8 protein-coding genes are annotated in these 15,188 nt (G+C 65.2%); 1 reads left to right on the top strand and 7 read right to left on the bottom strand.

Annotated features, from left to right (window positions below; genetic code table 11):
* Positions 1-12: 12 nt before the first annotated feature.
* The 7 genes from ABIC50_RS17720 to ABIC50_RS17690 all read right to left on the bottom strand — a co-directional run bounded on the left by ABIC50_RS17720 (position 13) and on the right by ABIC50_RS17690 (position 14,009).
* On the bottom strand, positions 13-1,158 hold the full coding sequence (locus ABIC50_RS17720) for a DUF2827 domain-containing protein (protein ID WP_354165805.1): 1,146 nt from the start codon (positions 1,156-1,158) through the stop codon (positions 13-15).
* Between the two features lie 365 nt (positions 1,159-1,523).
* Complete coding sequence (locus ABIC50_RS17715) at positions 1,524-2,192, bottom strand: OmpA family protein (RefSeq protein WP_354165803.1); 669 nt, start codon at positions 2,190-2,192, stop codon at positions 1,524-1,526.
* Between the two features lie 123 nt (positions 2,193-2,315).
* Positions 2,316-10,241 carry an ESPR-type extended signal peptide-containing protein gene (locus tag ABIC50_RS17710; protein WP_354165916.1) on the bottom strand — a complete coding sequence of 2,642 codons (7,926 nt, stop codon included), beginning with the start codon at positions 10,239-10,241 and terminating at the stop codon, positions 2,316-2,318.
* A 1,076-nt stretch (positions 10,242-11,317) separates the two neighbouring features.
* The gene (locus tag ABIC50_RS17705) at positions 11,318-12,220 is read right to left on the bottom strand and encodes a ferritin-like domain-containing protein (RefSeq protein ID WP_354165800.1); all 903 of its coding nucleotides are present in this window, start codon (positions 12,218-12,220) and stop codon (positions 11,318-11,320) included.
* Between the two features lie 91 nt (positions 12,221-12,311).
* Complete coding sequence (locus ABIC50_RS17700; RefSeq protein WP_006749916.1) at positions 12,312-12,530, bottom strand: hypothetical protein; 219 nt, start codon at positions 12,528-12,530, stop codon at positions 12,312-12,314.
* Between the two features lie 222 nt (positions 12,531-12,752).
* Positions 12,753-13,403 (bottom strand): NADPH-dependent FMN reductase, encoded by a 651-nt coding sequence (locus tag ABIC50_RS17695; protein WP_041491524.1) that lies wholly within the window; start codon positions 13,401-13,403, stop codon positions 12,753-12,755.
* A 300-nt stretch (positions 13,404-13,703) separates the two neighbouring features.
* On the bottom strand, positions 13,704-14,009 hold the full coding sequence (locus ABIC50_RS17690; protein ID WP_105833164.1) for an NIPSNAP family protein: 306 nt from the start codon (positions 14,007-14,009) through the stop codon (positions 13,704-13,706).
* Between the two features lie 258 nt (positions 14,010-14,267).
* On the opposite strand from ABIC50_RS17690, the gene ABIC50_RS17685 reads away from it, so the two are divergent.
* Entirely contained in the window at positions 14,268-15,056 is a 789-nt protein-coding gene (locus ABIC50_RS17685; protein ID WP_354165798.1) for a GNAT family N-acetyltransferase, read from the top strand.
* Positions 15,057-15,188: the final 132 nt, after the last annotated feature.

The following is a 15,188-nucleotide window of genomic DNA, read 5'->3' as shown; positions in this document are numbered from 1 at the left end:
GTATGCTCCGGTTCAGGCGACCAGGCGCGTGACGAACGCGTCCAGGTTCGCGGGGTTGTCGATCGAGACCGATTGCAGCAGCCGGTCGGCTTTCGCGCGATAGTCGTCGAGCCGCTCGTCGTGATGCAGCCATGCATCGCGCAGCGCGTGGCTGCCCGCGACGGAATCGAAGTCCGGGTAGTAATAGCCGGCGTCGCCGAGCAGCGTCGAGTTGTGGATCAGCGGATAGCCACCGTACAGCACGTCGTAGTACAGGTAGTTCTGCGGATTTTCCCAGTGGTGCGACACGACGGCATCCGCATGGCGCGCCATGAAGCCCGGCAGGTCGATGCGCGGCTCGAACGTCGCCTTGTGCTGGCGCACGAGGTCGAGGCTGTTCGCGAAGTGCACGAAGGTCCGATGCGCCTTCATGTGCATCGCGTTGACGACGAACAGATGCTGCACGGCATCCGGATGCGCGCGGTAGAACTCGTCGCACACGAGCATCGGGTAATGGCAGGACTTCACGACCGAGATGTTCGGCTCGAGCGTGGCGAGATGCCACGGACGGCGGCCGGGCCGATAGCCGAACGTGACGCCTTCACTTGCCAGCGCGGCGATGCGACGATCGAGGAAGTACGGCGACCACAGATGCGGAATCGTATGAACCGGCGCGCGCGTGAGCGTGCGCAAGAGCGGCACGTCGATCTTCTGCGACTTCTCGAGCACCCACACTTCGTCGAACTGCGTGCCGTTGAAGATGTGCCCCGACGGCTTGTCGAAGATCGGCGTTTCGGCGAGACCGCTGTAGGTGTGACCGACGTAGCACGCGACGAGCTTCGTGCCGAGCGCCTTCACGTGCCTGAGCCATTCGAGCGGCAGTTGCGCGCCCATCTCGATCACGACGTCGAGTTCGTGCGTGACGTCGGTGGGCTTCACGAGCGGCACGTCGAGGCCGTCGAGTTCGAGGCCGAGCGGCAGTGCGTTCGCGTCGCCGCCGTTCAGGAAATAGACGGGGCCGACGCGGTCCGAGCGCTTGAGCATCATCGCGAGGTACGCGATGTTCTGGTGAATGCCGTTTTCCCAGATCGCCTGGCCGTCCCGCGCAAACAGCGAGATGCCGACAGCCGGCCGTTGCTTGCGGGCGCCGCGCGAGGCGGCTTGATTGATGTCCGTCACCGGTTGGTTTCCTCTGCGGCGTCGTGCGTTCGGCCGTGGCGTCGAGCGCCTGGCCGCGTAACGGCGCGCCGTGGATTGTCGTGGTTGCGTTCGCGCCGGCGGGCGCTCGACAACGAGTCGAGCGACGCGGATCGCGGGCGGCCGGCGGATTCCGGTGGGTCGTCGGGCGGGACTGGCACGGCGCGCGACGCGGGCGGAACGCCCCGGCAGCTGTCTGCGGCGATTGTGGCACGGAAGTCAGCGGTTTGTGGAGGGGGCTGACGAACTTTGACATAGCCGCCGGCGCGCTGATCAAGGGCTGTCAGCGCGGTGGGCGCTGCGGGTCAGGGCCGTCACGCGAGGGTGCGACTGCGACGGCCCGCGGCTCAGCGTTGCAGCGAGATGTCGACGCGGCGGTTGCTCGCGCGGCCTTCGGCCGTCGCGTTGGACGCGACCGGATCCGCGCTGCCGCGGCCCGAGACCGACACGGTTTGCGCGTTCAGCCCGTGCGCTTTCAGGTAGCCCGCGACGGTTTCCGCGCGGCGCTTCGACAGCGCGAGATTGGCGGCGTCGTTGCCGACCGAATCCGTATGGCCGGTGACCGTGACCTGTGTATACGTACGGTCTTCGCGCTCGCTCAACAACTTGTCGAGCGATGCGCGCGCGGCCGGCGTGAGCGTGGCCAGGCCCGTCGCGAACAGCGCGTCGCCCGCGAGGTTCACATGTTCGACCGCGACAGGCGCGGGTGCGGGCTCGGCGGCCGACGCCGCTTCGGCCGGTGCGGCGCCGCACTGGAACGCCAGCGTCGCGGGATCCGAGCCGTCGCGCAGCGCGCGGGCCGAGTCGACGGTGCGCACCGGCTGATCGCCGCAGATCTTGCGGGCGGCTTTCATGCAGGTCTGCGGGCCCGACAACAGGCCGTGGCAGTCCACCTGGAAAGTGCGCGCGCCATCGCGCGGCTGCAGTTCGGATGCACTGAAGGTCGGGCCGGATGCGGTCGAGCACGCGGCGAGAGCCGTTGCGGAAAGTGCGAGCGCAAGAGCGAGTTTGTTCACGGTTACGTCCTCAAAGCTTGGGTTGACCGAGGCCCGCCGCGGGTTGCGCGGCGGGCTCGTCGTGCCGTCGCGGCCGCCGCGCGCCGTCCGGCTCGCGAGCCGGCGGCGTGGCGGCGCGACGCGTTACTTCCACTGATACAGCATGCCCGCGCCGATCACCTTCTGACCGCCGCTGAAGCCGCCGTTGATCGACGCCTTCAGGTTCTCGGTGATCCGCGCCTGCATGTTGACCGCCATCGCTTTCTGGCCGAGGAAGGTCGATGTGCCCACACCCATCCCGAAGTTGGCGTCGCGATCGAGCTGCGGGATCGACGCCATCGCGCCGACGGCCGCGATACCCTGCTTCGCCATCTGGTCGGTCTGCTGCAGTTGCGAACCCAGCGAGTTGATCTGCGTCTGCTGGCCCGACAGTGCCGTCGACAGCGTCGTCTGCACCTGCGTCAGCTGGTTCACGTTCACCGCGTCGGTGCCTTGCGTGCCCGGCGCGACGTTCGTGATCTGGCGCTGCTGCGTGTCGCTGCCGACCGACACCACGTTCGAACGACCGCCGTCATTCGAATTCGCGCCGATCGCCACCGAGTTCGTGCCGGCGGTGACGGTCGGCCGATCGTTGCCTGTGCCGTTCATGTCGACCGCGACACCGTTGTTGCTCAACGAGCGCGTCGTGTTGTTGTTGATCGTCGTCGACAGTTGGGAAACCTGATCGCCCAGGTTCGTCACGCCCGTCGACAGCGACGCCACCGTGCTGTTCGTCGTGCTCAGGCCGGTCGACAGCGAGCCGATGCCGGTCGAGGTCGACGTGGACAGCGACGTCAGATTGCTGTTCGTCGAGCTGAGGCCCGTCGACAGCGAGCTGATCGCCGTCGACGTCGACGTGGACAGCGACGTCACCGAGCTGTTGGTCGAGCTGAGGCCCGTGGACAGCGAACCGATGCCGGTCGACAGCGACGAGATGTTCGACGCCGTCGACGTGGACAGGCTGCTGACTGCCTGGTTCGTCGCGTTGAGCTGGCTGCCGTTGATCGCATCCGTGCTGGTGGCCGAGATCCGGCCTGCCGCGACGTTCGTGATCTGGCGTTCCTGCCCCGGCTGGCCGACGCTCACCACGCCCACCGGCGAGCTGCCCGCGAACAGGTATGAGACGCCGCCGATCGTGGCGCTCGAGGTGCCGACTGCCGCGCTCGTGACCGAGTTCGCACCGAGGGCGATCGAGTTCGCGACGTTCGCCGTGGCGTTCGTGCCGAAGGCGAGCGCATCCGCCGCGGTGGCCGATGCAGCCGAGCCGTAGGCCTGGGCGCCGATGGCGCTGGCGACTGCCTTGTTGCCGAGCGCGATCGTGTTGTCCGCGGTGGCCTGGCTCGAGCTGCCGAGGGCGAGCGCGCTGTCGCCGGTTGCGGTGTTCGCGTTGCCGAGCGCCACTGCGCCGCTGCCGGTCGCCGTGTCGTTCGCGCCCATCGCCACTGCGCCGGTGCCCGTTGCGATGCTCGGATCGCCGATCGCGACCGCGCCGTCGCCGCTCGCGGTGTTGCCGGAGCCGATCGACACCGCCTTGCCGCCGGTGGCCGATGCGTTCTGACCGATCGCGACTGCACCCGCCGTCTGCGCGTTCGAGCCATCGCCGACCGCGACGCTGCTGGCGCCTGCGGCGCTCGCGTTCACGCCGGCTGCGAGCGAGTTGACGCCCGTTGCGCCGTCGTTGGCGTAGTTGCCTTGCTGCGTGCCGTTGTCGTTGACGCTGTAGTAGTGCGTCTTCGCGGCGTCGATCGCGGTCGACGTCGATGTCGACAGCGACGTGATCGAGCTGGTGGCTGTCGACAGACCCGTCGACGTGGAGGTCGACAGCGAGGTTACCGTGCTGTCGGTCGAGCTGAGGCCGGTGGACAGCGAACCGATCGAGCTGGTGGCGGACGAGAGGCCGGTTGAGGTCGAGGTGGACAACGAGCTGATCGAGCTTGTCGCCGACGAGAGGCCGGTTGACGTCGAGGTCGACAGCGATGCGACCGAGCTGTTCGTGGAGCTCAGGCCCGTCGACAGGGAGTTGATTCCGGTGGAGGTCGACGTGGACAACGACGTGAGCGAACTGTTGGTCGAGCTGAGGCCGGTGGACAGTGAGCCGATTGAGCTGGTGGCCGACGAGAGGCCGGTCGAGGTCGAGGTGGACAGTGAGCTGATCGAGCTGGTCGCCGACGAGAGACCCGTCGACGTTGAAGTCGAGAGCGACGTGAGCGAGCTATCGGTCGAGCTGAGGCCCGTCGACAACGAGTTGATGCCGGTAGAAGTCGACGTGGACAGCGAGCCGATAGAGCTGGTTGCCGATGACAGGCCGGTCGACGTGGAGGTCGAGAGCGACGTGAGCGAGCTGTCGGAGGAGCTGAGGCCCGTGGACAGCGAGTTGATACCCGTCGACGTCGACGTGGACAGTGAGCCGATCGAGCTGGTCGCCGACGAGAGCCCGGTCGACGTGGAGGTCGAGAGCGAAGCCACCGAGCTATTGGTCGAGCTGAGGCCCGTGGACAGCGAACCGATCGAACTGGTTGCCGACGACAGACCCGTCGACGTGGAAGTCGAAAGCGAAGCCACCGAGCTATCGGTGGAGCTGAGGCCCGTGGACAGCGAGTTGATGCCCGTCGAAATCGACGTGGACAGCGACCCGATCGAGCTGGTTGCGGACGACAGGCCGGTCGAGGTCGACGTGGACAGCGAGCTGATCGAACTGGTGGCCGACGAGAGGCCAGTCGACGTCGAAGTCGAGAGCGACGCTACCGTGCTATCGGTCGTGCTGAGGCCCGTCGACAGCGAGTTGATGCCCGTCGACGTCGAGGTGGAGAGCGAACTAATCGAGCTGGTTGCCGACGACAGGCCAGTCGACGTCGAAGTCGAGAGCGACGTTACCGTGCTGTCAGTCGAGCTGAGGCCAGTCGACAACGAATTGATGCCCGTCGAGGTCGACGTGGACAGCGAACCAATCGAGCTCGTCGCCGACGACAGCCCGGTCGACGTGGAAGTCGACAGCGAAGCCACCGAGCTATCGGTCGCGCTGAGGCCCGTGGACAGCGAGTTGATGCCCGTCGAAGTCGACGTGGACAGCGACCCGATCGAGCTGGTTGCGGACGACAGGCCGGTCGAGGTCGACGTGGACAGCGAGCTGATCGAACTGGTGGCCGACGAGAGGCCAGTCGACGTCGAAGTCGAGAGCGACGTTACCGTGCTGTCGGTCGTGCTCAGACCCGTCGACAGCGAATTGATGCCAGTCGAAGTCGAGGTGGACAGCGACCCGATCGAGCTGGTTGCCGACGACAGGCCAGTCGACGTGGAGGTCGAGAGCGAAGCCACCGAGCTATCGGTCGCGCTGAGGCCGGTCGACAACGAGTTGATACCCGTCGAGGTCGACGTGGACAGCGAACCGATCGAGCTCGTCGCCGACGAGAGGCCAGTCGACGTGGAGGTCGAAAGCGAAGCAACCGAGCTATCGGTCGAGCTGAGGCCCGTGGACAGCGAGGTGATGCCCGTCGAAGTCGACGTGGACAGCGAACCGATTGAGCTGGTTGCCGACGACAGACCCGTCGACGTGGAGGTCGACAGCGAAGCCACTGAGCTATCCGTCGAGCTGAGGGCCGTGGACAGCGAGGTGATGCCCGTCGAAGTCGACGTCGACAGCGAGCCGATCGAGCTGGTGGCCGACGAGAGGCCGGTCGACGTGGAGGTCGACAACGAAGCGACGGAGCTGTCGGTCGAGCTGAGGCCGGTGGACAGCGAGTTGATACCGGTCGAAGTCGACGTGGACAGCGAACCGATCGAACTGGTGGCCGACGAGAGGCCGGTCGACGTGGAGGTCGACAACGAAGCGACGGAGCTGTCGGTCGAGCTGAGGCCGGTGGACAGCGAGTTGATACCGGTCGAAGTCGACGTGGACAGCGAACCGATCGAGCTGGTGGCCGACGAGAGGCCGGTCGACGTGGAGGTCGACAACGAAGCGACGGAGCTGTCGGTCGAGCTGAGGCCGGTGGACAGCGAGTTGATACCGGTCGAAGTCGACGTGGACAGCGAACCGATCGAGCTGGTGGCCGACGAGAGGCCGGTCGACGTGGAGGTCGACAACGAAGCGACGGAGCTGTCGGTCGAGCTGAGGCCGGTGGACAGCGAGTTGATACCGGTCGAAGTCGACGTGGACAGCGAACCGATTGAGCTGGTTGCCGACGACAGACCCGTCGACGTGGAAGTCGACAGCGAAGCCACCGAGCTATCGGTCGAGCTCAGGCCAGTGGACAAGGAGTTGATACCGGTCGAAGTCGACGTAGACAGCGAACCGATCGAACTGGTTGCCGACGAGAGGCCGGTGGACGTCGAGGTCGACAACGAAGTGACCGAGCTATCCGTGGAGCTCAGACCCGTCGACAACGAGTTGATGCCCGTCGAGGTCGAGGTGGAGAGCGACGTGATCGAGCTATTCGCCGACGAGAGGCCGGTGGACGTCGAGGTCGACAACGAAGTGACCGAGCTATCCGTGGAGCTCAGGCCCGTGGACAACGAGTTGATACCCGTCGAGGTCGACGTAGACAGCGACGTGATCGAGCTATTCGCCGACGACAGACCGGTCGACGTGGACGACGAGAGCGACGTAACCGAGCTGTTAGTCGAGCTGAGGCCTGTCGACAACGAAGTGATGCCGGTCGACAGCGACGAGATTGCGTTGCTGGACGACGACACCGTCGTCGACAGCGAATTCACCGCCGAATTGGTCGCGAAGAGCTGGGAGCCGTTGATCGCATCGGTGCTGGTCGCCGTGATTTGACCTGCCGCGACATTGGTGATCTGACGCGTGGTGCCCGTGCTCGCGTCGCCGACGCTCACGACGCTGGTCGGATTGCCGCCCGCGAACGTGCTCGTCACGCCGCCGACGGTACCGGTCGGCGTTGCGTTCGGGGTGCCGGTGACGGAGCCGCTGCCGAGCGCGACGTCGCCGCTGTTGTTGGCGATGGCGTTCGGACCGATCGCGACCGAGTCGGTGCCGAGCGCCTGGCTGTCCGTGCCCGTCGAATTCGCGTGGAAGTACTTGATGCCCTGGTTGTTGATTCTGTCGATTGCCGAGCCGACGCTGTTGGCGGTCGACGTCGTCCCGTTCGCGTTGTACGTGGTGTACGACGGAGCGGAAACCGAGCCGGTCGCCGGGTTGTAGCTTGCGCCGCCGCCGAGGGCTGCTGCGGTGCTGTTGCCGAGATTGTCGGTTTTGGTCGTGACCGTGCTGAGGCCCGTCGACAGCGAACCGATCGAGCTGTTTGCCGACGAGAGGCCGGTCGACGTGGAGGTCGACAGCGAAACGACGGAGCTGTTGGTGGAGCTCAGGCCCGTGGACAAGGAATTGATGCCGGTCGAGGTGGAAGTCGACAGCGAAGCAACGGAGCTGTTTGTCGAGCTGAGACCTGTCGAAGTGGAAGTCGACAGCGACGAGACCGAGCTATTCGCCGACGAGAGACCAGTCGACGTGGAGCTCGAAAGCGAAGTGACGGCGCTGTTAGTGGAGCTCAGGCCCGTGGACAACGAGTTGATTCCGGTCGAGGTGGAAGTCGACAGTGAAGCAACGGAGCTGTTTGTCGAGCTGAGACCCGTGGACGTGGATGTCGAGAGCGAGCCGATCGAACTGTTTGCCGACGAAAGACCTGTCGAGGTCGACGACGAGAGCGACGTAACTGAGCTGTTGGTCGAGCTCAGGCCCGTGGATAAGGAATTGATGCCGGTCGAGGTGGAAGTCGACAGTGAAGCAACGGAGCTATTGGTCGAGCTGAGACCCGTCGAAGTGGAAGTCGAGAGCGAGCCGATCGAACTGTTTGCCGACGAAAGACCCGTCGATGTCGACGACGAAAGTGAAGTAACCGAGCTGTTCGTGGAGCTGAGACCCGTCGAAGTGGAGGTAGACAGCGACGAGATCGAGCTGTTTGCCGACGAGAGACCTGTCGAAGTCGACGACGAAAGCGAAGTCACGGAGCTGTTCGTGGAGCTCAGACCTGTCGAAGTGGAAGTCGACAGCGAGTTAATCCCCGTCGAAGTCGACGTGGAGAGCGACGAGATCGAGCTGTTTGCCGACGAAAGCCCCGTCGAGGTCGACGACGACAGCGAAGTAACGGAGCTGTTGGTCGAGCTGAGGCCGGTCGAGAGCGAACCGATGGAGCTATTAGCGGACGACAGCCCGGTCGAGGTCGACGTGGACAGCGAGCCGATGGAGCTATTAGCCGACGAGAGTCCGCTGGACGTTGACGACGAAAGCGACGTAACCGAGCTATTGGTCGAGCTGAGGCCGGTCGACAGCGAGTTGATGCCCGTCGAGGTCGACGTGGAGAGCGAGCCGATCGAGCTGTTGGCCGACGAGAGTCCGGTGGACGTGGACGACGAGAGCGACGTAACCGAGCTATTGGTGGAGCTGAGGCCGGTCGACAGCGAGTTGATGCCGGTCGAGGTCGACGTGGAGAGCGAGCCGATCGAGCTATTAGCCAACGAGAGACCGGTCGACGTTGACGACGAAAGCGACGTAACCGAGCTATTGGTCGAGCTGAGGCCGGTCGACAGCGAGTTGATGCCGGTCGAGGTCGAGGTCGAGAGCGAGCCGATCGAGCTGCTAGCCGACGACAACCCAGTCGACGTTGACGACGAAAGCGACGTAACCGAACTATTGGTCGAACTCAGACCTGTAGACAACGAGTTAATACCAGTCGAAGCGGAAGTCGACAAGCTCGTAATGCTCGACGTCGTGGTGCTTGCCACGGCGAAGAGCTGGCTGCCGTTGATCGCGTCGGTGCTCGTCGCGCTGACGAGGCCCGCCGCGACGTTCTGGATCCGGCGTTCCGCATTCGGCTGACCGACGCTGACGACGCCGCCTGCCGATCCCGCGCCCGCGTAATTGCCGAACGTCTGGCCACCGATCGTTGTGTTGCTGACGGTCGTCGTGCCGCCCGTCGTCGCCGATGCGGCGCTGGTCGTCACCGAACCGCCGCCGAGGGCGACCGAATTCGCGACGTTCGCGGTCGCGGCGTTGCCGATGGCAACCGAGCTGTTGGTCGCCGTGCTGCTGTTGCCCAGCGCGACGGCGCCCGTGCCGCTCGCCGAGTTGCCATTGCCGAGCGCGAGGGCGCCCGAACCGCTCGACGTGTTGTTCGCGCCGATCGCCAGTGCGCCCGTGCCGGTCGCGCTGTTCGGATCGCCGATCGCAACGGCGCCGTCGCCGCTTGCAACCTGGCCTCTGCCGATCGCGACCGCGCCGCCGGTAGCCGTGGCGCTGTTCGCGGTCGTGCCGGACGAACCGATCGCGACGTTCTGGCCCGTCGCGCCCGAGATGACGCCGTCGCCTTGTGCGATGCCATACACCCCGTTGACGGTCGCGCCGCGGCCGATGGCGATACCCGACGTGGCGGTCGATGCGACGGACGACTGTCCGCCGATCGCGATGCCGTCCGAGGCGGACGACTGCGCGCCCTTCGTTGCGTTGCTGCCGATTGCGATCGAGCCCGCGCCCGACGCGAGCGTCGAGTTTGCCTGCGAGAGCGGCGTCGTACCGTTGCCGCCCGCCCCGCCGATCGCGACCGAGTTCAGCGCGCTCGCCGTCGAGCCGAAGCCGAGCGCGGTTGCACCGGTGCCGCTGGCGGTGGTTTCGAGGCCGGCCGCGACGCCCCACAGGCCCGCCGACGACTGCATGCCGGTGGCGACCGCGCCGTTGCCGGTCGCCTGCGCGAACGAGCCATAAACCGTGACGCCGGTCCAGCCGTTGCCGTTGGAGTTACACCCGGCCACGACCGAATACGTGCCGGAGCCGTCGCCGGCCTGGTTTTGCGTGCCGCCCGGATTCACGCGGCCGACCGCGCTGTTGCTGCCCGTAAAGCAGGTCTGCTGTGTGTTGAGCGTATTAGCCTCGGCGAAGCCGGGCAGCCCGATCGTCAGTGCCGCGACGGCGGCGACCACAACGGCCGACTTGTTCGGCTTACCCCGTGCCGAATCGTGTTCGGATGCCGCGACCCAGGCGCCAAGAGCTTCGTTCCAGATCGAGCGGTATGTGCGGTTCATTCCCTGCTACCTCCAAATAATCACGCCACACACCGGTCTCTTTCGTTAGATGAATATGCCGTGCGATCGCGCGAGATCTCAAAATTGATGGGCGGAGTTTATTTGAGGTGATATTTGGAGATTGACAAAAAGTGAAAAATGGGGCGTTTGAAAAGTTAAAAGATGGTTAATGGATCGTGTTTTGATGCATCCGAAAGTAATGTATTTGAAAGTGCGTGGAATGCTTCGTGTATGACTGTTGCTGAATCCTGTGCAGAGGAAATATCGCATAAAAATCAACTAGATAGACTTGATTTGTGGGGCGGGTAACACTTTCTCCGCCTCAAAGTGTAACAAGAGTGAAACCGCAAACGTTTGCGATGGAGGTAATTCTTTCTGGTTTGTAATGTTGTGACGAATGCTAACTCGCGTGCATCTGTGTGGCTTGTTAATTTATTAATTCAACGTTTTGGTGTGATTTTCAATTGTATTAAGTCAGTCTCTTTAAATTCGGTAAAACATTAAAAACAGGGACTTGCGCATATGCTGATTTGCGCATCGCCCCGGCCGCGCGCGCCCGTGGGACGGGCATTCCACGGCGGTCGGTGTCACAAAGTTGTAAAAAAGTGCTACGGACCCATCGCGCCCGGTAATCGAAACGTCGTTTCGAATTTGTTCTATTGAGGGGACGATTGGACGGGTGTCAGATCGCCTGTCTGGGCGAGCTTGGAACCGCGCCCCCTTGCAGGATCAGATTCAGCGAGCGGGAAATGTCGGATCGTCGCCACAACGACTTGATCCTGTTTCCGGGGAAGGCGTCCCGCGGGAGGAGAGGTGACGTGCGAATGCGGCCGATCCGCGCCGTCAGTTGGAGGGAGGAAGCCAACGTCACGTCGCGCGTTGCGCAACGAATCCGGGCCCCAGTGTGTTCGTTTTCGTAGGCGGGAAGCAGACGCGCGGCCGGCAACCGCGCCCCGGCGAGTCGGATTGCCCAGCCCCGTCCGGCCGCCGCGGCACACCGTCCAGGAGAAGGCGCCGGCAGGCGACCGCGTGCGCCAATCCGCGCCGCCAGCAACCCGCCGCCGTGCGCCGCAGCGTTACTTCCGCAGAAACCGCAGCGCGAGGCGCGCCATGCGCGGGACGAACATCGGGCGCAGCAGTCGCTTGTCGTACCCGGCCATCCGCCGGTCGTTCTCGGTCAGGCACAGCTCGATCAGCTCGCGCGGGTTCAGCGTTTCGCCGATGTCGGCGGTGCTCGTCGCCGGGAAGTTCGCATCGCGCGCGACGCCGTCGGCGTCGATTCCGCGGGCGATGCCGATGCGGTCGCGGACCAGGTGCACCCACACGGCCGCGACGCGCGTGAAGAACCACGGCCGGCGCCACCACGGCAAATTGCGCCAGTACCACGCGTACCAGTTCACGAAGAACAGAATGTGGCGGCCTTCCTCCTGGATCACGGGCTCGAAGGTGTCGACGAGTTCGGGCGGGAAATAGCCGGAGCGCTGCGCGGAGCGGAACAGGCCGAACGCGAAGAAGCTGTCGATGCACTCGCTGAAACCCGTCATCATCCATGACCACTCGGGATCCTTCGGCGCCGGGTAGGGCGGCTCCGGCGCGAGCCGGATGCCGTATGCCTCGACGAGCTTTGACAGCACGACCTTGTGCCGTGCCTCCTCGCCGCCGTCCATCTCGAGCGCGCGGCGCAGCAGCGGATCGTCGATCGTCGCCGCATACGTTGCCACGCGGATCGACGCGCGGCCCTCGGTTTGGACGGCGATGTCCCAGATCGGCAGCGACGTGAGCCGCTTCAGTTCGTCGGGCTTGAGCGGGGGCCAGTCGATGACGGCCGGTTTGTACGGGTTGTGTGTATCGAGCAGCATGTGGCAGAACATCTGCCGGTGCGCATCGGAACCGATCCTGACCGGACCCTGACGCTCGAAGGTCCAGTTGCGCATGGCGTAATCTGCCGCTACATGCTCGTCCTGCAGCGTGTCGGACATGGCTGTTGTTATGCGATTACAAGACGAAAGATTCTTGCATAGCTTCCGTCATCGCGTATTTTCGTGCGAACCCTCGCTGCGGGCGCTGCGCTCAGGCCTGCGTGTCGACCCAGAGGCGTCCCCAGCGGGACGCATATGCGAGCGCGTGTTCCTCTTCGAAGAAGAAATCGATCGCGTCGAACGACACGGCGCGCGGCGACGGGCCGCCGCTTGCCTTCTCGATCGTCAGGTTCGCGGCGAACAGCCCGTTCGGCAGCCGGGCGGCGGCGGGGGCGACTTCGTAACCCTTGTAGCGGATCGTGCGGTTCATGGCGTACGCAGGGAGGATTCGGGCTTTCAGCGTACGAAAACCCGCCGCCCGCGTGAACCAATCTTTCGGCCAATGCAAATCACGTGGCGGGCCGAATCATTATCGGGGCGGGGAGCCGGAACGGAGCAGAGGCGTCGGCGCGGTGCGGCCGGCGCTTCGGACGCGCATCGCCCGCGCGCGGCGAACGTCGTCGGCCGGGCGCGGGCGGCGGGAAGACTGCGGTCAGTGGTTGGCGATCTTCAGCACGGGAGCGAGCACGTCGACCGACGCGGCGTGCGAAGCCGCGCGATGCGACGCGAACGCGAGCGCGAATTCCGCTGCTTGCGCGCCGACGGTCTCGAGCTGTGCGACGACCTTCGGATCCGAGCAGCTGTCGGCGCTGTCGAAACGCGTTTCGAGCGTGTTCACGGTGGCGCCGAACGGCGTCGGCCAGCCGCGCAGTGCGTGGACGATCGAACGCAGCGACGTCAGCACGGTGCCGGCAGCCTGCCAGCCGTAGGCGGTGACGATCAGGCCGACCGCGCGGCCGTCGAGATACGGGCGCTCGTCGGCGCGCAGTTCCTCGAGCGTGTCGAGCGCGTTCTTGACGAGGCCGGACACGCCGCCGTGATAGCCGGGCGTCGCGATGACGATCGCATCGGCTTCGCGCACGGTGTCAATCAGCTCTCGCTGCGCGTCGGTCAGCGTCTTGTGTTCGGGGGCGTAGTGCGGCAGCGTATGCAGGAACGGGCCGTCGAACAGGCGCGTGCGTGCGCCGGCGGCTTGCGCGCCGCGCAGCGCGAACGACAGCGCGCGCTCGGTCGACGACGCGGCGCGGGTGGTGCCGCCGATGCCGACCACGAACGGACGGCGGTGTTGATCGAATGCAGTCAAGGGGCGCTCCTTGGGATGGCTTGCCCGGCTAAGCACAGGCTTAAAACCAGATGGTAACGACCCCGCCGCCACTCTGAAAACGACTTTTCGTTCTATCGATATGCGTTGCACGCGGGTCGAGCGTGCGCGCGGCGATGCAGATGGATAGCAGAAATGCTTGGTTGGGACGGCGCACGGCCCTCGATAAGATGGGCCCGTCTCCTCCATGATGTCTCTACTGACATGGGTTGGCCCCGCCGCGCGGATGCTGGCGGGGCTTTTTTTCGTCCGCCGCCGGAAAGGGGGCGCGATGCGCGGCGGTTACTCGAACACCGGCCGGAAGAAGCTGCGCTCGTAGCTGACGATGCAGCGCGTTTCCTCCGCGTAGCGGAACGCGGCCTGGCAGGCCGGATCGTCCATCGAGCGTTCGCGATAGCGCTCGTATTCGGCGAGGCTCGGGAACGAGAACATCGCGAGCGCGATGTTGTTGGCGCCTTCGGATGGCAGGAAGTAGCCGTGATGCGTGCCGCCGAATTGCTCGACGAGCGGAATCCACATCTTGCCGTAGGTTTCGAACTGCTCGAGCTTGTACGGATCGATGACGTAGCGAAGGAAGCAGGTGACCATGAGCGTGCTCGGTACGGTGGGGGAGCAGCGAGTCTGGATGGAGTCGTCGCACGTGTCAACGACGCACGCGACGTTGCTTGCGCGAACAACGATCGGCGTTCGTTCATGCGTTCTCGAAGCGCCACGCGAAAGCCGCCGCACGTATCGTCGCAATCGTCTCGCCCCGCGCGCATTTCCCCAAACTTTTACGACATTTTTTCTTGTGACGGCGGCCGGCGCGCTCATAGACTTCGGGCATCCCAACCACGGAGTATTGCAATGTCGATACCCTGGAACGCGATCGCCGAACGGTCCGCTGCCGCGCTGCCTTCCGTGTGCGCCGATCGGGTGATCGTCCGGCGTTTCGATCCGGCAGTAGACAGCTATGCGCAACTCACGCCGATGCTGCATCGCGCATTCGCGCGGCTCGGCGCGATGGGGCTGAACTGCACGTGCGTCGACCAGGACGAAGACGTCACGCGCCGCCGCGCGCAAGCGGGCGAGTGCTACGTCGCCGTGTGCGGCGGACGTGTGGTCGGTACGGCCACGCTGTATGCGACCGATCCGTCGTCGGCCTGTTCGCTGTACCGGTGCGAAGGCGTCGCGAGCGTGCGGCAGGTGGCCGTCGATCCCGACTGCCAGAGCCGCGGGATCGGCGCGTTGCTGCTGTCGTTTGCCGAGCAGTGGGCCGCGTTGCGCGGCTATACGCTGCTCGCGCTCGATACGCCGCATCCCGCTTCGCACCTGCTGGCGTTCTACGGCGCGCAGGGTTTCGAGGTCGTCGACACGATGCGCTTCGCCGGCAAGCGCTACGACAGCGCGATCCTCTGCAAGCGGCCCGTCGCGCGCTTCGCGCGCCGCATGTTGCCGGCGTCGCGGCTGGCTGCGCGCGCGGCGGCCGTGCGGCGTCTCGCGTATGCGTTGCCGTCGCGCGTGGCCGCGCTGACCCGGCGCGACCCGCACGTGCGCCGTGTCACCGGATGGGCAGCACGGCGTGCGGCCGGCGCCGCGAGCTGCCGCTCGTCGCCGTGGCGGCCGCGCCAGCATGGGCGCTTCGTGGGCCGATAACGGCGTGCTTGATCGCGTGGCGCGCATGCCAGTACCGAGAGAGACCCGGCCGACGAATTCTCGCGACGATCGTACGCGATCGCGCGTTGCGATTGTCGATAAAACCAGGCGCGTGCGGTAAACGGCGCATCA

The sequence above is a fragment of the Burkholderia sp. 567 genome (genome assembly GCF_040545115.1).
GTDB lineage: Bacteria > Pseudomonadota > Gammaproteobacteria > Burkholderiales > Burkholderiaceae > Burkholderia > Burkholderia ambifaria.
This window is presented reverse-complemented; position numbering and strand designations above follow the sequence as displayed.

What these genes read in the sequence shown, in the direction of transcription:
- ABIC50_RS17710 (WP_354165916.1), bottom strand. Translation starts at nt 10,241, where the DNA reads ATGAACCGCACATACCGCTCGATCTGGAACGAAGCTCTTGGCGCCTGG.
- ABIC50_RS17705 (WP_354165800.1), bottom strand. Translation starts at nt 12,220, where the DNA reads ATGTCCGACACGCTGCAGGACGAGCATGTAGCGGCAGATTACGCCATG.
- ABIC50_RS17685 (WP_354165798.1), top strand. Translation starts at nt 14,268, where the DNA reads ATGTCGATACCCTGGAACGCGATCGCCGAACGGTCCGCTGCCGCGCTG.
- ABIC50_RS17690 (WP_105833164.1), bottom strand. Translation starts at nt 14,009, where the DNA reads ATGGTCACCTGCTTCCTTCGCTACGTCATCGATCCGTACAAGCTCGAG.
- ABIC50_RS17700 (WP_006749916.1), bottom strand. Translation starts at nt 12,530, where the DNA reads ATGAACCGCACGATCCGCTACAAGGGTTACGAAGTCGCCCCCGCCGCC.